We start from the raw sequence: 17,766 nt of genomic DNA on the forward strand, positions 1-17,766 counted from the left end.
CAATTCCAACAACAAGGACCGCACCATGCGCCGCACTCTGATTGCCACAGCCCTGCTGATCGTCGCGGGGCAAAGCCTGGCCGCCACCGCCTTCGTCTCCAACGAAAAGGACAACAACCTGAGCCTGATCGACATGGACACGCTGCAGGTGACCCAGACCCTGCCCGTCGGCATGCGCCCCCGTGGCCTGCTGCTGTCCCACGACAGCAAGCTTCTTTACATCTGCGCCAGCGACTCGGACCGGGTGCAGGTGATGGACGTCGCCACGCGCAAGATCATCAAAGAGCTGCCGTCCGGCAAGGACCCCGAGCAGTTCGCTCTGCACCCCAACAATCGTTGGCTGTACGTCTCCAATGAGGACGATTCGCTGGTGACTGTGATCGACACCGAAACCTCGAAAGTGCTGGCACAGGTGGATGTCGGCGTCGAGCCGGAAGGCATGGCGGTCAGCCCCGATGGCAAGTGGGCGGTGAACACCAGCGAAACCACCAACATGCTGCACTGGATCGACACCAGTACCCAGACCCTGGCCGACAACACGCTGGTGGATCAGCGTCCGCGCTTCGTCGAGTTCAACAAGGACGGCTCGCAGCTGTGGTCGTCGGCGGAAATCGGCGGCACGGTCAGCGTGATCGATGTCGCCAGCCGCAAGATCCTCAAGACCCTGAAGTTCGAGATCAAAGGCGTGCACCCGGACAAGGTGCAGCCGGTGGGGATCAAGATCACCGACGACGGCAAGTACGCCTTCGTCGCGCTCGGCCCGGCCAACCATGTGGCGGTGATCGACGCAAAAACCCTGGAGGTCGTTGATTATCTGCTGGTCGGGCGCAGGGTCTGGCAGCTGTCGTTCACCCCCGACCAGAAGCAATTGCTCGCCACCAACGGGGTCAGCGGCGATGTGTCGGTGATCGACGTCGCCAGCCTCAAGGTGCTCAAATCGATCAAGGTCGGGCGTTATCCGTGGGGCGTGGTGGTAGCGCCATGAGTGCGGCTTTGCAGGTCAACGAGCTGAGTTTTGCCTATGGCGCGCGGGAGGCATTACGCCAGGTTTCGTTCGCCCTCGCGCCAGGGCGGTTCGCCGCGTTGCTTGGGCCAAACGGAGCGGGCAAGTCAACCCTGATCGCTCTGCTGACCCGGCTCTACGACCTGCAAAAAGGCGAGATCCGCATTGGCGAGCACTCCTTGCGCCAATCGGCAAGACCGGCATTGAAGCAAATGGGCGTGGTGTTTCAGCAAAGCACGCTGGATCTGGACCTGAGCGTGGAACAGAACCTGCGTTATCACGCCGCACTGCACGGTTTGCCCCAGCGTGAAGTCAGCGAGCGGGTGGAACAGGAACTCACCCGTCAGGGCCTCACCGAGCGGCGACGCGAGCGGGTTCGCGAACTCAATGGCGGGCATCGTCGCCGGGTAGAGATCGCACGAGCGCTGTTGCACCAGCCACGCCTGCTGCTGTTGGACGAAGCCAGTGTAGGCCTCGATCCGGCGAGTCGCCTGGCGCTGAATCAACACGTTCGCAGCCTGTGTCGCGAGCAAGGCATCAGCGTGTTGTGGACCACCCATTTACTGGATGAAGTACACAGCGATGACGACTTGCTGATTCTGCATCAGGGTCGTCTGGTCGCCAGCGGCCAGGCTTCGGACGTCAGTGCCGAGCATGGCGGCGAACTGAACACCGTATTCGCCCTTTTGACCACTTCATCCGGAGCCACTCGATGAGCGCTTATTGGCAGTGTTTCAGCGGCATCGTGCTGCGCGAATGGCTGCGTTTCGTGCTGCAACGCACCCGTTTTCTCAGCGCGCTGGTGCGCCCTCTGCTATGGCTGCTGGTATTCGCCGCCGGGTTTCGTGCAGCACTGGGCATCGCGATCATCGAGCCCTACGACACTTACATCCCTTACGAGGTGTACATCATTCCGGGGCTGGCCTGCATGATTTTGCTGTTCAACGGCATGCAGGGCTCGCTGTCGATGGTCTATGACAGAGAAATGGGCAGCATGCGCGTGCTGCTGACCAGCCCCCTGCCTCGGACTTTTCTGCTGGTGAGCAAGTTGTTGGCGACGTCGCTGATTTCCCTGCTGCAGGTCTATGCGTTTCTCGCCGTGGCGTGGATTTATGGGGTGCAGCCGCCCGCGTTCGGCCTGCTCGCCGTGTTGCCTGCCTTGCTACTGGTGGCGTTGATGCTCAGTGCTCTGGGGCTGTTGCTGTCCAATGCCATCCGCCAATTGGAGAACTTCGCCGGGGTGATGAATTTCGTGATCTTCCCGCTGTTCTTCATGTCATCGGCGCTGTATCCACTGTGGAAGATGCGTGAAGCCAGCGAATGGTTGTACTGGCTGTGCGCGATAAACCCCTTCAGCCATGCGGTGGAGCTGGTGCGTTATGCGCTGTACGAACGGCTGAACTCGCTGGCTCTGGCAGTGTGTCTGGGACTGACCCTATTGTTGGCGTGGCTGGCGGTGCTGACGTTCAACCCGCAGCATGCGGCGGTTCGCAAGCCAGGTTGAACCGGCAAATTACTACTTTGGTACTGGTTTTCCTTTCTATGGTCGCATTCACAAAGCCGCGGGACTGGCTTGTAATGCGAGGCATAAGAAGAAAGGAATTCTCGCTATGCCCCGTGCCTTGTCATTCGTCTGCCTGATTGCGCTAATCCTGGGTTCAAGCCCCATGATTCAGGCCGCAACGCCCGATCCGGACACCCCCTTGTTCAACGCCGACGGCTACCGGATCAAGCTGTATCGCAGCCCGACCCCTCAACGGATCGACGGCGCGCAGATCGTCGACACCGCACAGCTGCAAATGCTGCTCAAACAAAATCCCGAACCGGTGTTGATCGACGTCTATCGTCGGCAATGGCTGCAAGGCCGTTTCATCGAGGACGAACCCCACGCCAACCTCCCCGGCAGTCACTGGCTGGCCAATACCGGCGATGGCGAACTGGCCCAGAGCTGGATGGAATACTTCATTCTGAGCCTGCGCTCCCTGACTGACGGTCAAAAGGACACACCGTTGGTGTTCTACTGTCGCGCCGATTGCTGGCTGAGCTGGAACGCGATAAAACGCGCCAATGCCCTGGGCTACAGTCATCTGTATTGGTACCGCGACGGCCTCGATGCCTGGCTCGCTGCCGGGCTGCCGGTAGAACCTGCTCAACCCGAACCCTTGCGCTGAACGGCATCGACAATAAGAAAGGTGAAAAACCATGTACAAGATCCTGATCGCCGACGATCACCCGCTGTTTCGCGAAGCCATTCACAACGTCATCAGCGACGGCTTCCCCGGCAGCGAAGTGATGGAAACCGAAGACCTGGACAGCGCCATGGCCCTGACCAAAGGCAATGACGATCTGGATTTGATCCTGCTGGACTTGAACATGCCGGGCATGCACGGCCTCAATGGCCTCATCAACCTGCGCAACGAAGCGCCGACCATTCCAGTGGTGATCGTTTCCGCCGAGCAGGACAAACAGGTGGTGTTGCAGGCGATTACTTATGGCGCTGTGGGTTTCATCACCAAATCGTCGCCACGCAAGCAGATGACCGAGGCCATAGAGCAGATTCTCAACGGCAATGTGTACCTGCCATCGGACATCATCCGCAGCCAGAAAAGCACCACCCGCCGCAGCAGCAACGATGCGCCGCACTTCCCGCCCGAGCTGCTCCAGGCATTGACCCGCAAGCAGTTGCTGGTGCTCGAACGCATGACCAAAGGCGATTCCAACAAACAGATCGCCTATAGCCTGGCGATTGCCGAAACCACAGTGAAAGCCCATGTATCGGCCATTTTGCGCAAGCTCAATGTGCATAACCGGGTGCAGGCGATCCTGAGTGCCGGGGATATCGATTTCGCGGCGTATCTACGCAGGTAGCGGCTTCCATGATCTGCCAGGGCGATCCGCTGAAGCGGTCCGGCTTGCCGACGGAGGAAAACTTGAGGACGCCACCGCCGGCAAGCCGGCCCCCTACGGGGATCCAGGGAGCCAAGCCAATCAGCCGTCAGACAGAATTGAAAACAGCCCGTCACCCCTGCTGCGCCAGCGCCTCGAACGCCTCCTCGATGTAACTCACCTTGGTCGGCCGCACCAGCCGTGCCACCTCCTGGCCGTCGCGCATGAACACCAGCGTCGGCCATAACTTCACCCGGAACGAACGCCCCAGCCGTTTGCCGCTGCCATCCTCGATTTTCAGGCGGCGTACCTGCGGGTATTCGGCAATCACCTCGCCTATCAAAGGCTGAGCGGCGTTGCAGTGGCCGCACCAGTTGGTGCCGAACTCAATGACGCTGGCGCCCTCCAGCGCGTCCACTTCAGCGCGGGTCAGGGTTTCAGGAACGTAAGGCTCGGTAGTCATTTGCAATCTCCCATCAGGTTGCGGGCAGTGTAGCGGCCTGCACAAAACCAGCGCAAAGCGCCATCTGTCACTTTCATATTAATAGTCACTTGCATAATGAAAGTCGCACGCTTAGATTATGACCATAATTTCTCGACAGTCATTGCTCTGGAGATCCCGGTCATGAAGAAGAAAAGCTTCGCCGACATGCCCTGCCCGATTGCCCTTAGCCTCGAACACGTAGGCGATGGGTGGAACATCCTGATCCTGCGCGACATGTCGTATGGCCTTAGCCGTTTCGACGAATTCGAAAAGAGCCTGGGCATTGCCGCCAGCACGCTGACCCGTCGCCTGAATGGCCTGATCGAGTCCGGTCTGGTGGAAAAACACACCTACTCCGACAAGCCGCCGCGCTACGACTACGTACTCACCGAAAGCGGTCGTGACTTCCGTCCGGTGGTGCTGACCCTGATGAAATGGGGCAGCAAACACTTCTCGCCGGGCGGCTCGAACATCGAGCTGATCGACGGGGCCAGCGGCAAGCCAGTCGACCTGGTGCTCGTCGACGCCAACTCCGGCAAGCGCATCAACATGCATGAACACAGCCTTCGCTACAAAGGCCCCTCCGAAAGCATTTCCGCCTGGCGCCTGGAAGCTGGCCGAGCGCGGCGGGACGCCTATCGCAACGCCCTTCCACCTTCCCAACCACTGCAGCTCAACAGGTAACCACGATGAACAACCCCCAAACCGTCACCGAGCCCGCCGTTGCCGTCGCAGCGCCGAAATCCGCTCGGGGCAAGCGTCTGATCCTGTTGTTGCTCGCTGCTGCCATCGTGGTCGGTGCAGTGATCTTCGGTATGCACTGGTGGACCGTCGGCCGTTTTCTCGAGTCCACCGATGACGCCTATGTCGGGGGCGACGTGACCGTGATCGGGCCGAAGGTGCCGGGCTACATCACGGAACTCAAAGTGGTCGACAACCAGTTCGTTCACGCCGGCGACTTGCTGGTGAAGATCGACGACCGCGATTACGTCGCTGCATTGAACAAAGCCGAAGGCGCCGTCGCGGCTGAACAGGCATTACTCGCCAACCTGGATGCCACCGAACAGCTGCAACATGCGGTGGTCAGCCAGGCCAAAGCCGGAATCGACGCCGCGAACGTCGAAACCGTGCGTTCGCGGGACGATCAAGTGCGTTATCAAGTGCTGTCCGGGCGCTCGGCGGTGTCGGTGGAAAGCTTCCAGCGCGCCGATGCCACCTACAAGACTGCCCAGGCCAATGGCGCCAAGGCGCAGGCTTCGATGCTCGCCTCGCAACGCCAGCTGGACGTGATCTCGACCCAGAAACAACAGGCCCGCGCCGCGCTCGAACAAGCCAAGGCCGAACGTGACATGGCGCGGCTGAACGTTGGTTACACCGAGTTGCGCGCTCCGGTCGATGGGGTGATCGGCAACCGTCGGGCACGGGTCGGCGCGTACGCCGCCGCTGGCACTCAGCTGCTGTCGGTCGTCCCTGCCACCGGCCTGTGGGTCGATGCCAACTTCAAAGAGGACCAACTCCAACACATGCACCCTGGCCAGGCCGTGACCATCGAAGCTGACGTGATGCCAGGTCAGATATTCCACGGCCATCTGGACAGCCTTGCACCCGCCACCGGTTCGCAATTCAGCGTGCTGCCTCCGGAGAACGCCACCGGCAACTTCACCAAGATCGTGCAAAGAGTCCCGGTCCGCGTTTACCTGGACGGCGAAGACGGCCACCTCGGCAAACTGCGTCCCGGCCTGTCGGTGATCGCTGAAGTCGACACCAAGGCCGACGCCTCGCAACCTGATCGCGTCGCCAGCACCGCTGACGGGAAGCGAGCGCCATGAGTGCCGCCACCGCCAGTGCCAGCGCATTTCCTGCAAAACCCAAGGGGCCGGTAGACGCCGCGTCGATGGCCACGGCCGCCAAGGTCCTGGCCTTCGCCAGCATGTGTCTGGGGATGTTCATCGCGTTGCTGGACATCCAGATCGTTTCCGCTTCGCTGCGTGACATTGGCGGTGGCTTGTCTGCCGGTTCCGACGAAACCGCCTGGGTCCAGACCAGCTACCTGATCGCAGAAATCGTGGTGATTCCGCTGTCCGGCTGGCTCGCCCGGGTGTTCTCCACCCGCTGGCTATTCTGCGCATCGGCGGTCGGCTTTACCCTCGCCAGCCTGTTGTGCGGTCTGGCCTGGAACATCCAGAGCATGATCGCTTTTCGCGCCCTGCAAGGCTTTCTCGGCGGTTCGATGATCCCGATGGTGTTCACCTCGGCCTTCATGTTCTTCACCGGCAAACAGCGGGTCATCGCCGCATCGACCATCGGTGCCATCGCGTCGTTGGCGCCGACCCTGGGCCCGGTGATCGGCGGCTGGATCACCGACGTGTCGTCCTGGCACTGGCTGTTCTACATCAACCTGGTACCGGGGATTTTCGTCGCGATTGCGGTGCCGATGCTGGTCAATATCGACTCGATGGACCTCAAGCTCCTCAAGGGCGCCGATTACATCAGCATGGTGTTTCTCGCGCTGTTTCTCGGTTGCCTGGAATACACCCTGGAAGAAGGTCCGCGCTGGAACTGGTTCAGCGATCAGACCATTCTCACCACCGCGTGGATTTCCGGCATTTCAGCGATTGCTTTCATCAGCCGCACGCTGATGGTCAGCAACCCGGTGGTCGATCTGCGCGCCCTGAAAGACCGTAACTTTGCCCTTGGCTGTTTTTTCTCGTTCGTCACCGGCATTGGCCTGTTTGCCACGATTTACCTGACGCCGCTGTTTCTGGGCCGGGTCCGCGGTTACAGCGCACTGGAAATTGGCGAAGCGATCTTCTCGACCGGCGTGTTTCAACTGGCTGCGATCCCGGTCTACGGCTTTCTCGCCAACCGCGTCGACCTGCGCTGGATCATGATGTTCGGTCTTTCGCTGTTTGCCCTGTCGATGTGGGACTTCTCGCCGATCACCCATGATTGGGGCGGCCACGAGCTGCTGCTGCCACAAGCCATTCGCGGTTTCGCTCAGCAGATGGCCGTGCCACCGACCGTGACTCTTACGCTGGGCGGCTTGCATCCTTCGCGTCTGAAACAGGCCTCGGGATTGTTCAATCTGATGCGCAATCTGGGCGGCGCCATCGGCATCGCGGCCTGCGCCACGATCCTCAACGACCGCACCAACCTGCATTTCACGCACTTGGCCGAGCACCTGAATTACAGCAACGAAGCCATGAACAACTGGCTGGCCACCGTCACCGACAACTTCGCAAGCCTTGGCCAGAACACGGCGGACGCCAGCAACTCGGCGCTGCATCAGCTTTGGCTGTTGACCTACCGCGAGGCGCAGACCCAGACCTACTCCGATGCGTTTCTGGCAATCATGGTCTGTTTCATCGTCGCCGTGGCCATGGTCCCGCTGATGCGCAAGGTCGTGCCGCCGAAGGCACCTTCGGCCGACGCGCATTGAGACCGACATGAACTCTCTTTTCTCACCTTCAGCATCCCGTTTCGAGGACAGCCCCATGAACACCCTGGCGTCTCGTTTCAAACGCACCGGCCTCTTCGCTTTCAGCGCGCTGTTCATTGCTCTGGCGGGCTGTACCGTTGGCCCGGATTACCAAAAACCGGACAACACCCTGACCGCGACCTATCAGAATCAGGCACTGTTGCAGCAACGTGTCGGCGATACCCCCGCGCCAGCACTGGACACTTGGTGGACCGGTTTCAACGACCCGGAACTGACTCGTATCGTCCAGCGCGTGCTGGACCAGAATCTGGACCTGGCGAAATCCTTCGCCCGTGTCGAACAGGCCCGCGCGGTGGCGCAACAGGCAGGGGCGATTCGCTTGCCGCAGGGTGCGCTGGATGCCAGGGCGGTCCGTCAGCGTCAATCCACCGAAAGCTCACAGGGTCAGGTGGGCAGTACTTTTCCCGGTTACGACCGCAATCAGACGCTGGAAACCATTGGCGTCGGCGCCAGTTGGGAGGCCGATCTGGCGGGCGGTCTGAAACGTGGTGAAGAAGCTGCGGTAGACGAAGCTCAGGCGGCAGAAGCGAGTCATGTCGGTGTGCGGATTTCGGTTGCAGCAGAAGCTGCCGATGCCTATTTCCGCATTCGCGGCGCTCAGCAACGGCTGGCGGTGGCAGAGGATCAGGTCAAGACCCAGAACGGTTTGCTCGACTTGATCAAAGACCGCATGGGCAGTGGGCTTGCGACCAACCGCGAGCAGGCTCAGGCCCAGGCGCTGGTGTTGCAGGCTCGCGCCACAATACCTCCGCTGCGCACTGAGCTTGCCACGCAACTCAATCGGCTGGACGTGCTGATGGGCGCGCAACCTGGCACCTATTCCCAGGAGCTGAAGAACAGTGCGCAGCAGTACAGCGTGCCGACCATCAGCGACTCCGAAGGCCCGGCCGAACTGCTACGCCGCCGCCCTGATGTAATCGCCGCCGAGCGTAAACTGGCAGCGTCCAATGCGCGCATCGGTGCGGCGATTTCCGAGTACTACCCGAAAGTCTCGCTGTCCGGTTTGCTGGGCTTCGATACGGCCCACAGCGGGCAACTCTTCACCTCGTCGGCCTTCCAGCCGCAAGCGATCATCGGCCTGCACTGGCGGCTGTTCGATTTCGGCCGCGTCGATGCCGAAGTCGCCCAGGCCAAGGGTGCCAATGCCGAAGCCCTGGCCGAGTATCGTCGGGTGATGTTGAAGGCCACGGAGGACGTCGAGAACGCCATCGTCACCCTGGTCGAGCTGGAACTGCAGCGCGGCGAAGTCGATCAGGAAGTCGCCGCCCATCAGACCGCCCGCGATGCCGCGCAAGACGCCTACAAAGGCGGCGCGATCAGCCTGGTGGAAGTGTTGGATGAGGATCGTCAGTTGCTGGTCTCAAGGGACCAACTGGCGCAACTGCACGCCAATGATGCACGGGCGGCGGTCTCGACCTTCCGCGCGTTGGGTGGGGGCTGGCCGCAGAGCGCGGCAGCCAGGATCGCCAAACAGTGAGACTTGTGGGAGACGCCGGAGGTCACGACGGTACGGGCCGCGATTCGGACGATAGCGGTGGGTCAGTCAGAGCATCATCGCCTGACACCCCTTCTCGCTGCCGTCGTGACCTCCGGCGTCTCCCACAGTGATTTGCATACGGCTCGGGGATGATGTCGCTCCCACAGTGATTTGCGTACGACTCGGGGGAGATGTCGCTCTCACAGTGATTGCGTACGACTCGGAGATGATGTCGCTCCCAGAGTGATTTGCGTACGACTCGGGGAGGATGTCGCTCTCACAGTGATTTGCGTACGACTCGGGGATGATGTCGCTCCCAGAGTGATTTGCGTACGACTCGGAGATGATGTCGGCCGCAAATCTGCTGGGGGTTGCCTCAGCCCTTGATGAACCCCAGCAGGATCTTGTTGATCTCATCCGGCTGCACGGTGCACATGCCGTGAGCGCCGCCCTTGACCACGTGCAACGTCGAGCCTTTTACCAGCTCGTGGCTCTTGTAGCCCGCCGCGACGATGGGCACGATCTGGTCGTCGTCGCCATGCAGGATCAAGGTCGGGACGTCGATCTTTTTCAGGTCTTCGGTAAAGTCGGTTTCGGAGAAGGCCTTGATGCAGTCGAACTCGCCCTTGACGCTGCCCAGCATGCCGATGGACCAGAACGAGTCGATGGCGCCTTGGGAGGTTTTCGCGCCATCGCGATTGAAGCCGAAGAACGGCACGGCCAGGTCTTTGAAGAACTGCGAACGGTCTGCAGTGAAGCCTGCGCGGATGCCATCGAACACGTCGATTGGCAGGCCTTCGGGGTTGGCTTCGGTTTTCAGCATGATCGGCGGAACAGCACCAATCAACACGGCCTTGGCAACTCGCGAGGTGCCGTGACGGCCGATGTAACGCGCCACTTCGCCACCGCCGGTGGAGTGACCGATCATGATCACGTCCTTGAGGTCCAGCGCTTCGAACAGCTGCGCCAGGTCATCGGCGTAGGTGTCCATGTCGTTGCCTTCCCAGGTCTGGCCCGAGCGGCCATGGCCACGACGGTCATGGGCGATGACCCGATAGCCGTTCTGGCCGAGGAACAGCATCTGCGCGTCCCAGGCATCGCCGTCCAGCGGCCAGCCGTGAGAGAACACGATGGGCTGACCGGTGCCCCAGTCCTTGTAGAAAAACTCGGTGCCGTCTTTCAGGGTCAAGATAGACATGGGTCGCAATCCTCGGGAAGTGTGCAGGGAAGATTGAGCGTAGCCCGGGATTGTGAATGTGCCTTGAAGGTATGTGCTTGTTTCAGTGAGCGCCCGCCGTGCTGCTACAGAGAAAATGCAACGCAGGTCAGACAGTCATTCCGTCCCGCGCCACGAGCACATTCCCGGGCAACTCATCCCCATGCTCGATCAACCACGCATCGAGCGTATGCCCGACATGGGTCAGCACGCCCTTCTCCGGCCTCAGCTCTTCGATGATCTGCAACGCCAGATTGAGGTCATTGTGATTGCGCGGCGCCTGGGGTTGCGGCGGCATGGAGCAGTCGAGGACCAACACATCCAGCGGCTGTCGTTGCAGACAGGCGGTGGTCTCATCCGGCAATCCGACGGTATCGGTGAGGTAAGCCAAGCGCCGCCCGCCTCCTTCCAGCAAATACCCAAGCGTCGGTTTGGAATGCAGCAACGGCAGCGCCGTGACCTGAAGCTCGCCGAACGCGCGGGTTTCAAACGCCGCGAACGGCTGGCTGAAGTCAAGAATCCCGGGGTGCTTGTACAGGTCAGACAGCCCTTGCGGATCAACCGGGCCATGCACGGGAATCACCAGCCCCTGCCCCCAGCGCAGGTGCAACAAGCCCTGCGCATGGTCGGCGTGGTAGTGGGTCTGGAGAATGCCGCTGAAGCTGCGCGGCGGGAAACGTTCAGTGAGGTCTGGCAGGCCGCTGTCAATCAACCAGCGTTGATCGCCCAGTTCCACCAGCGCCGAGCACGGTCGTCGACGCAAACGCGGATCGGCATGGGCGGCCTGACACGCCTGGCACTGACAACCGTAAACCGGCACCTGCCGCGCGTCCCCCGTTCCCAACAGGGTCAGACGCATGCGTGCTCCCGGTCGATACGTTGCAACAGGCGGCTGACGGTCTGCTCCAGCGCACCGGAGTTGTCTAGCAGGATCACCGCAGGGCCGTTTGTCCCGGGCGCAGTGGCCAGCAATTCATCGGCAAACTGCGCGTTGCGCCCCAGACGTGCCTCGATTTCCTCTGCCGACTCCCTACCCCGCGCCAGCAACCGCTGACGCAGGACCGCCTGATCGACGCTGAGCAGCACCACCAGCAGGTCCGGATAACGCGCCCGAGCCTGAGGCAGATGCCCGCGCGAACCGTTGATCAGCACGTCGTGCCCTTCGGCCAGCCACTGATCGATCTCGATGGGTATCCCGTAGTGCAGACCATTGGCGAACCAGCTCAGGGCAAACGCACCCTGAGCCTGCAATTCACCGAAACGATCGATGCTGACCGCTTGCGCCGCCTCGCCCCTGGCTTCGGCCGAACGGGTGATGACCCGACGCACGATCCGGCAGCCGCGTGCGGCCATCGGTTCGCGCGCAGCATCCAGCAGGCTGTCCTTGCCCGAACCGGAGGGTCCGATGAGATAGATCAACCTGCCTGCCATCAAAAAACCCTCTTCGCTTGTCGCCAGACCTGCTGGATCACCGGCAGGTTGCCCACGGCGCGGGCCTGGATCAGGTCGGCGCGCAGGCCGACGCGGATTTCCCCGCGATCATTCAGGCCCGCCGAACGCGCCGGCGCCAGGCTCACGGTGGTCACCGCCTTTGCCAGCCCTGCTCCCGGTACGGGTTGAGTATCGTCCAGCTGCACACCGAGCGCGAACGCCGCTTGCAGAAGGCTGGCCGGATAATAATCGCTGGAGAGAATATCCAGTAGCCCTTCTTTAGCAAGGGTCGCCGCCGCGATGTTGCCGGAGTGCGATCCACCGCGGACGATGTTCGGCGCGCCCATCAGCACGCTCATGTCCAGCCGGCGACAGGCCTGCGCCGCTTCCAGGGTGGTCGGAAATTCGGCGATGGTCATGCCGTAACCCGCCGATTCCTCGACGTGAGCCACCGTCGCGTCGTCGTGACTGGCCACCGACAGCCCGCGCTCCAGGCAGATGTCGACGATGGCCCGGCGATAACGGTCGCTGTAGATCTTCGAGTTGGCGACCTGCTCGACGATGAACGCGTCCATCTGCTCGGAGCTCAGGTGATATTTACCCATGTAGTACTCACGGTACTTGGATTCAAGGGCAAACTGGCGCTGACCCGGCGAATGGTCCATGGTCGAAACCAGCTGCACCAACGGCTGCTCCACCAGATCGCGGAACACGCTGAGGGTGTCGGGGTGGCAGACTTCGCAACGCAGGTGCAGACGGTGCTCGGCGCGGGTCATATCGGCGGCATTGGCGCGGGCGATGGCGTCGACCATCCCCGGCAATTGCTGCATGCGTTTGCCCTTGGGATTGACGTCGCCGATGGACAGCGCGTCGAACACCGTGGTGATGCCGGCTGCGATGATCTGCGCGTCGTGGCTCATCACCGCCGACGCCGATGGCCAGTCCACACCGGGACGCGGGCTCAGATGCTTTTCGAGGTTATCGGTGTGCAGCTCGACCAGCCCCGGCAGCAGGTAATCGCCGTCCAGATTCTGCGCCTGCGGCAGGTAGCTGACGCCGGTTTCGACCTCACTGATCAGGCCGTCACGCAGAACCACGGTGCCGGTGAACACCTGATCGGCGGTGACGATACGGGCGTTGGTCAGGATCTGTTCGTTCAGCATTCCAGTAACTCCTTCGCGGTCAGGTCCAGCGGGGTCATGTCCAGATGGCGGTCGGACACCGCCTCGCGCGCCAGGCGGTCGTGGAAGATGCCGATCACGGCGGCACCGGCGTTTTTCGCTTCATTGATCAGTTCCAGCACCACCGCTCGATTGCTGTCGTCCAGCGACGCGGTGGGCTCGTCCAGCAGCATGACCGGCCACGGCACCATGAAGCCGCGAGCGATGTTGACCCGCTGCTGCTCGCCCCCGGAAAAGGTGCCCGGCGCCAGTTGCCACAGGCGTTGCGGAATGTTCAGGCGGGTCAACAGATATTCGGCGCGGGCCTGCGCCTCTTCACGGCTCCAGCCACGGGCCAGCGCCGGTTCCATTACCACGTCCAACGTCGCGACACGCGGAATGACCCGCAGAAACTGGCTGACATAGCCCAGGGTCTGTTGACGCACTTGCAGCACATCGCGAGGCTCGGCGCCCACCAGGTCGAGCCATTGGCCCTGATGCTGCACACGAATGCTGCCACCCGCTGGCAGATAGTTGCCATACAGCGTGCGCAGCAGCGTGCTTTTACCTGCGCCGGAATGGCCATGCAACACCAGGCACTCACCCCCGCGTACCGCGAAACTCAAACCGCGCAACACGTTCAGCACCACCCCGTTCTGCTGATGCAGGGTGAAGGTTTTCGAGAGGTCTCGGACCTCGATCAGCGTGTTCATCAAAGCCACTCCAAAAGTCGGGTCAGGGCTGCACTCACGGTTGCAGCACCGAGGACACCAGCAACTGCGAATACGGGTGTTGCGGATCGTCGAGAATCTGGTCGGTGAGCCCGGTTTCCACGACGTGGGAACGGCGCATCACCATCAGCCGGTCGGCCAGCAGACGAGCCACTGCCAGGTCATGGGTGACGATCACCACCGCCAGATCCAGCTCGCGCACCAGACCGCGCATCAGGTCCAGCAACCGCGCCTGCACCGAAACATCGAGGCCGCCAGTCGGCTCGTCCATGAACACCAGACGTGGGCCGGACACCAGGTTGCGGGCAATCTGCAGACGCTGTTGCATGCCGCCGGAAAAGGTCCGTGGCAGGTCGTCAATGCGCGCCGGATCGATCTCCACCTGACTCAGCCAGTCGAGCCCCGCCGCACGCAGTTGCTGATAGTTGCGCACGCCCTGAGCCATCAGCCGTTCACCGATATTGGCGCCCGCCGACACCGCCATGCGCAGGCCGTCCCGTGGGTTCTGCTCAACGAAACCCCACTCGGTGCGCAACAAGGTGCGGCGTTCGGCTTCGCTGGCGCTGTACAGGTCGAGCCACTTGCCCTGAACGCCGCGATAGTCGATGACACCCCGGTCCGGTGGGCAGCGGCCGCTGAGCAGCGAAAGCAAGGTCGATTTACCCGAGCCTGACTCCCCGACGATGCCCAGCACTTCACCCGGATACAGCTCGAAACTGACGTCCTGGCAGCCCTTTTCCGGGCCGTAGAGTTTGGTCAGTCCGTTGACCTTGAGCAGCGGTTGGGCGCGATTTGCCTCGACACCCGGCTGTAGCGTTTGAGCGGCGATCATTGATCGGCCCTCCCTTGGGTGACCCGCTGCGCGCAGTAATCGGTGTCCGAGCAGACGAAGCTCTGGGTGCCCTGATCGTCGAGAATCAGCTCGTCGAGGAATGAGTCATGACTGCCGCAGATCGCGCAGTGGTGTTCCCATTTCTGCACTTCGAACGGATGGTCTTCGAAGTCCAGGCTGGTGACGCGGGTGTACGGCGGCACCGCATACAGACGCTTCTCGCGACCGGCACCGAACAGCATCAGCGCCGGGCTCATGTCCAGTTTCGGGTTGTCGAATTTCGGAATCGGCGACGGGTCCATTACGTAGCGCTCGTTGACAGTCACCGGGTAGGCGTAAGCCGTGGCGATGTGGCCGAAGGTGGCGATGTCTTCGTAGAGCTTTACGTGCATCACCCCGTAATCGTTGAGCGCATGCATGGTGCGGGTCTCGGTTTCCGAGGGCTCGATGAAGCGCAGCGGCTCGGGGATCGGCACCTGATAGACCATGATCTGATCGGCATGCAACGGGGTTTCCGGGATGCGGTGACGGGTCTGGATGATCGTCGCATCCGGGGTGCGCTCGGTGGTTTCGACGCCAGCGGTGCGGGCGAAGAAGCGACGAATCGACACCGCGTTGGTGGTGTCGTCTGCGCCCTGGTCAATAACCTTGAGCACGTCTTCGGCGCCCAGAATCGCGGCGGTCAGCTGCATGCCGCCGGTGCCCCAGCCATAAGGCAACGGCATTTCACGCCCGCCAAACGGCACTTGGTAACCGGGAATCGCCACGGCCTTGAGCAAGCCGCGACGGATCATGCGTTTGGTCTGTTCGTCCAGATACGCGAAGTTGTACGCCTCGTCGCGCGATTCTCGGGGTAAGCGCCGGGGTTGTGTGGCGGCATTCATTGGGCCTGCTCCTTGGAGGGCTTGCGCAGTTTGCGGATCAATTCCAGTTCGGCCTGGAAGTCGACGTAGTGCGGCAGTTTCAGGTGCGAGACGAAACCCGAGGCTTCGACGTTGTCGCAGTGGGCCAGGACGAATTCTTCCTGCTGCGCTGGCGAGACGATTTCTTCGGCGTACTCGCCCGCACGCAGCGAACGATCCACCAGCGCCATGCCCATGGCCTTGCGCTCGGCATGCCCGAACGCCAGGCCATAACCGCGAGTGAATTGCGGCAATTCAGTGGCGGAACCGACGAACTGGTTGACCATCTCGCACTCGGTGACTTCGATGGCGCCGATGGAAATCGGGAAGCCCAGTTCTTCAGGCTCGATCCAGACCTCGACTTCACCCACGCGGATCTCGCCGGCGAACGGGTGATTGCGGCCGTAGCCGCGCTGGGTCGAATAGCCCAGCGCCAACAGAAAACCTTCGTCGCCACGGGCCAGCGCTTGCAGGCGCTCGGCGCGGCTGGCCGGGTACTCCAGCGGCTCGCGGGTGATGTCCGCTACTGGCGCGCCGGTGTCGGCCTCCTCCTTGATCAAGCCCTCTTTCGTCAACAGCCCCAACACGCGCGGGCAGGCTTCGACGGTCGCTTCGGGTTTGCCTTGCGGCCCCGGAAACTCGCCCTCGGCAAGCAAGGTAAAATCCAGCAGACGATGGGTGTAGTCAAAGGTTGGCCCAAGGAGCTGGCCCCCGGGGACATCCTTGAAAGTCGCCGACAGACGACGATTGAGCTGCATCGCCGAGGTGTCGATCGGCAGGCTGGCGCTGAAACGCGGCAGCGTGGTGCGGTAGGCGCGCAACAGGAAGATGGCCTCGACCAGATCCCCCGCCGCTTGCTTGATCGCCAGCGCGGCGAGTTCTTCGTCGTACAGCGAACCTTCGGTCATGACCCTGGCAACGGCCAGCGGCAATTGCTGACGGATCTGCTCGACCGCCAGTTCAGCCACCGAGGTGTCACCACGGCGTTTCTTCGCCAGCAGTTTGTGAGCGTTGTCGATGGCCTGTTCGCCACCCTTGACGGCAACGTACATCACACACCTCCCTGGGTCTGCGAGGGCTTGAACAGCACCTGAGTGCTGCGCGGCAGGCCCATCAGTTCGCTGCCCGCGAGGAAAAACACGTCGATCCCGCGCGGGAAGTCACTGCGCGATTCACGCTCTTCCCAAAATGCTTCCTGCAACGGCAGGCTGACGTGGTTTTTGCTTTCGATGCCGGGGCCGCGAAGCGCGACCTGACGCCCGCCTTGCAGGCTCGGCAGTTGCACCAGCAGCGTGCATGACTGGTCGGGATAGCGGTCATTGCCCAGATCAAAACCGCTGAGGTCGTGCAACTGGCTGTCGTCCAACAGGGCGAAGCGGGCGTTCTGGCGGTCGCTGACAATCGGGCATCCGCAATGAAAGGTCAGGTTGGCGCGAATCGCCTGGGTGTCAAACTTCGGCGCCAGCCACAGCGGGGTGTCGATATCCAGCAACGCCAGGCACAGGGCGTGACTCGCCGACGCCAGGCCTTCCAGATGCGGCGGGGTCTGCGCAGTCAACAGGCTCTGGGCGACACCGGGACCGGCCAGGGCCTTGAGGGCAGCGCGGAAGCTTCGCTGGGCGTCGAGCACGGGGTCGGCGAAAGCAGGCTGTAAAAGGGTCGCACTCATCAGTTTTCTCCTCTGACCAGCGTGAAGAAGTCCACCTTGGTCGCTGCGGTTTCGGCTTGTTGTTGAGACCGGCGTACGGCTTGCGCCGCAGCCAGCGGTTCGATCAGCTCGCGGATCCAGTGAGCCTGTTGTGCGCCTTGCAGATGCGCGTCGGCGAGCGCGGCCAGTTCGGCGTGCGCTTTGTCGCGCCCGGCCAGATAGCTGTAACCGGTGCGGCCATCGGCAAGGCGCACCACACAACGGGTCACGCTCATTTCGCCGACGTTGAATGGCGCGCCACTGCCGCCCATGCGGCCTCGGACCAGGGTCATGCCGATTTCCGGGGCGCGAATCAGCTGGTATTCGGCGTCGCGCAGTGCGTTTTCGTACGTCGACAATTCATCGCGACGTGTACGCGAGAGCACGCCGATCCAGTGCTGGCGGACAGCGTGGTCGGGGCTTGTGGTGAACGCGGATGTAGCAGTCATCGAGGGCAT

The 17,766-nt window shown here is 61.9% G+C and carries 20 protein-coding genes; 9 read left to right on the forward strand and 11 right to left on the reverse strand.

Annotated features, from left to right (window positions below):
* The first annotated feature begins 25 nt into the window (after positions 1–25).
* The 5 genes from BWR59_RS24450 to BWR59_RS24470 all read left to right on the forward strand — a co-directional run bounded on the left by BWR59_RS24450 (position 26) and on the right by BWR59_RS24470 (position 3,871).
* Positions 26–985 (forward strand): YVTN family beta-propeller repeat protein, encoded by a 960-nt coding sequence (locus BWR59_RS24450; protein WP_081568211.1) that lies wholly within the window; start codon positions 26–28, stop codon positions 983–985.
* Positions 982–1,719, forward strand: a complete 738-nt coding sequence (locus BWR59_RS24455; RefSeq protein WP_081568212.1) for an ATP-binding cassette domain-containing protein — start codon at positions 982–984, stop codon at positions 1,717–1,719. Before BWR59_RS24450 ends, BWR59_RS24455 begins: the two co-directional genes overlap by 4 nt.
* The gene (locus BWR59_RS24460) at positions 1,716–2,507 is read left to right on the forward strand and encodes an ABC transporter permease (RefSeq protein ID WP_081568213.1); all 792 of its coding nucleotides are present in this window, start codon (positions 1,716–1,718) and stop codon (positions 2,505–2,507) included. Before BWR59_RS24455 ends, BWR59_RS24460 begins: the two co-directional genes overlap by 4 nt.
* Before the next feature lie 163 nt (positions 2,508–2,670).
* Positions 2,671–3,174, forward strand: coding sequence for a PQQ-dependent catabolism-associated CXXCW motif protein (locus tag BWR59_RS24465; protein ID WP_230982086.1), 504 nt, complete (start codon positions 2,671–2,673; stop codon positions 3,172–3,174).
* Between the two features lie 31 nt (positions 3,175–3,205).
* Positions 3,206–3,871 (forward strand): response regulator transcription factor, encoded by a 666-nt coding sequence (locus tag BWR59_RS24470; RefSeq protein WP_081568215.1) that lies wholly within the window; start codon positions 3,206–3,208, stop codon positions 3,869–3,871.
* A gap of 151 nt (positions 3,872–4,022) precedes the next feature.
* Here the strand turns inward: BWR59_RS24470 and BWR59_RS24475 are convergent, their stop codons facing one another.
* Entirely contained in the window at positions 4,023–4,352 is a 330-nt protein-coding gene (locus BWR59_RS24475; RefSeq protein WP_081568216.1) for a thioredoxin family protein, read from the reverse strand.
* A 162-nt stretch (positions 4,353–4,514) separates the two neighbouring features.
* On the opposite strand from BWR59_RS24475, the gene BWR59_RS24480 reads away from it, so the two are divergent.
* Genes BWR59_RS24480 through BWR59_RS24495 form a run of 4 tightly spaced genes read left to right on the forward strand, consistent with a single transcriptional unit; the run spans position 4,515 to position 9,349 of the window.
* A complete protein-coding gene (locus BWR59_RS24480) occupies positions 4,515–5,057 on the forward strand; it encodes a helix-turn-helix domain-containing protein (protein WP_081568217.1) in 543 nt (180 codons plus the stop codon).
* A 5-nt stretch (positions 5,058–5,062) separates the two neighbouring features.
* Complete coding sequence (locus BWR59_RS24485; protein WP_081568218.1) at positions 5,063–6,202, forward strand: HlyD family secretion protein; 1,140 nt, start codon at positions 5,063–5,065, stop codon at positions 6,200–6,202.
* Entirely contained in the window at positions 6,199–7,812 is a 1,614-nt protein-coding gene (locus tag BWR59_RS24490; RefSeq protein WP_081568219.1) for a DHA2 family efflux MFS transporter permease subunit, read from the forward strand. The genes BWR59_RS24485 and BWR59_RS24490 overlap by 4 nt, the downstream gene beginning before the upstream one ends.
* A gap of 55 nt (positions 7,813–7,867) precedes the next feature.
* On the forward strand, positions 7,868–9,349 hold the full coding sequence (locus BWR59_RS24495; RefSeq protein WP_081568220.1) for an efflux transporter outer membrane subunit: 1,482 nt from the start codon (positions 7,868–7,870) through the stop codon (positions 9,347–9,349).
* Positions 9,350–9,725: 376 nt separating this feature from the next.
* Here the strand turns inward: BWR59_RS24495 and BWR59_RS24500 are convergent, their stop codons facing one another.
* From BWR59_RS24500 to phnG, 10 genes are all read right to left on the reverse strand, one after another.
* Positions 9,726–10,547, reverse strand: coding sequence for an alpha/beta hydrolase (locus tag BWR59_RS24500; RefSeq protein WP_081568221.1), 822 nt, complete (start codon positions 10,545–10,547; stop codon positions 9,726–9,728).
* Positions 10,548–10,674: 127 nt separating this feature from the next.
* Positions 10,675–11,424, reverse strand: a complete 750-nt coding sequence (phnP, locus tag BWR59_RS24505; protein ID WP_081568222.1) for a phosphonate metabolism protein PhnP — start codon at positions 11,422–11,424, stop codon at positions 10,675–10,677.
* A complete protein-coding gene (phnN, locus tag BWR59_RS24510; protein WP_081568223.1) occupies positions 11,415–11,996 on the reverse strand; it encodes a phosphonate metabolism protein/1,5-bisphosphokinase (PRPP-forming) PhnN in 582 nt (193 codons plus the stop codon). The genes phnP and phnN overlap by 10 nt, the downstream gene beginning before the upstream one ends.
* Positions 11,996–13,159, reverse strand: coding sequence for an alpha-D-ribose 1-methylphosphonate 5-triphosphate diphosphatase (locus BWR59_RS24515; RefSeq protein ID WP_081568224.1), 1,164 nt, complete (start codon positions 13,157–13,159; stop codon positions 11,996–11,998). The genes phnN and BWR59_RS24515 overlap by 1 nt, the downstream gene beginning before the upstream one ends.
* Positions 13,153–13,869 (reverse strand): phosphonate C-P lyase system protein PhnL, encoded by a 717-nt coding sequence (gene phnL, locus BWR59_RS24520; RefSeq protein WP_081568225.1) that lies wholly within the window; start codon positions 13,867–13,869, stop codon positions 13,153–13,155. The genes BWR59_RS24515 and phnL overlap by 7 nt, the downstream gene beginning before the upstream one ends.
* Before the next feature lie 34 nt (positions 13,870–13,903).
* The gene (gene phnK, locus BWR59_RS24525) at positions 13,904–14,719 is read right to left on the reverse strand and encodes a phosphonate C-P lyase system protein PhnK (protein WP_081568226.1); all 816 of its coding nucleotides are present in this window, start codon (positions 14,717–14,719) and stop codon (positions 13,904–13,906) included.
* Positions 14,716–15,603, reverse strand: a complete 888-nt coding sequence (locus tag BWR59_RS24530) for an alpha-D-ribose 1-methylphosphonate 5-phosphate C-P-lyase PhnJ (RefSeq protein WP_081568227.1) — start codon at positions 15,601–15,603, stop codon at positions 14,716–14,718. The genes phnK and BWR59_RS24530 overlap by 4 nt, the downstream gene beginning before the upstream one ends.
* Entirely contained in the window at positions 15,600–16,673 is a 1,074-nt protein-coding gene (locus BWR59_RS24535; RefSeq protein ID WP_081568228.1) for a carbon-phosphorus lyase complex subunit PhnI, read from the reverse strand. The genes BWR59_RS24530 and BWR59_RS24535 overlap by 4 nt, the downstream gene beginning before the upstream one ends.
* The gene (gene phnH / locus BWR59_RS24540; protein ID WP_081568229.1) at positions 16,673–17,290 is read right to left on the reverse strand and encodes a phosphonate C-P lyase system protein PhnH; all 618 of its coding nucleotides are present in this window, start codon (positions 17,288–17,290) and stop codon (positions 16,673–16,675) included. The genes BWR59_RS24535 and phnH overlap by 1 nt, the downstream gene beginning before the upstream one ends.
* Positions 17,290–17,757: a phosphonate C-P lyase system protein PhnG gene (gene phnG, locus BWR59_RS24545; RefSeq protein ID WP_081568230.1), complete on the reverse strand. Its 468-nt coding sequence runs from the start codon at positions 17,755–17,757 to the stop codon at positions 17,290–17,292. The genes phnH and phnG overlap by 1 nt, the downstream gene beginning before the upstream one ends.
* Positions 17,758–17,766: the final 9 nt, after the last annotated feature.

The organism is Pseudomonas sp. Bc-h, assembly GCF_002080045.1.
GTDB lineage: Bacteria > Pseudomonadota > Gammaproteobacteria > Pseudomonadales > Pseudomonadaceae > Aquipseudomonas.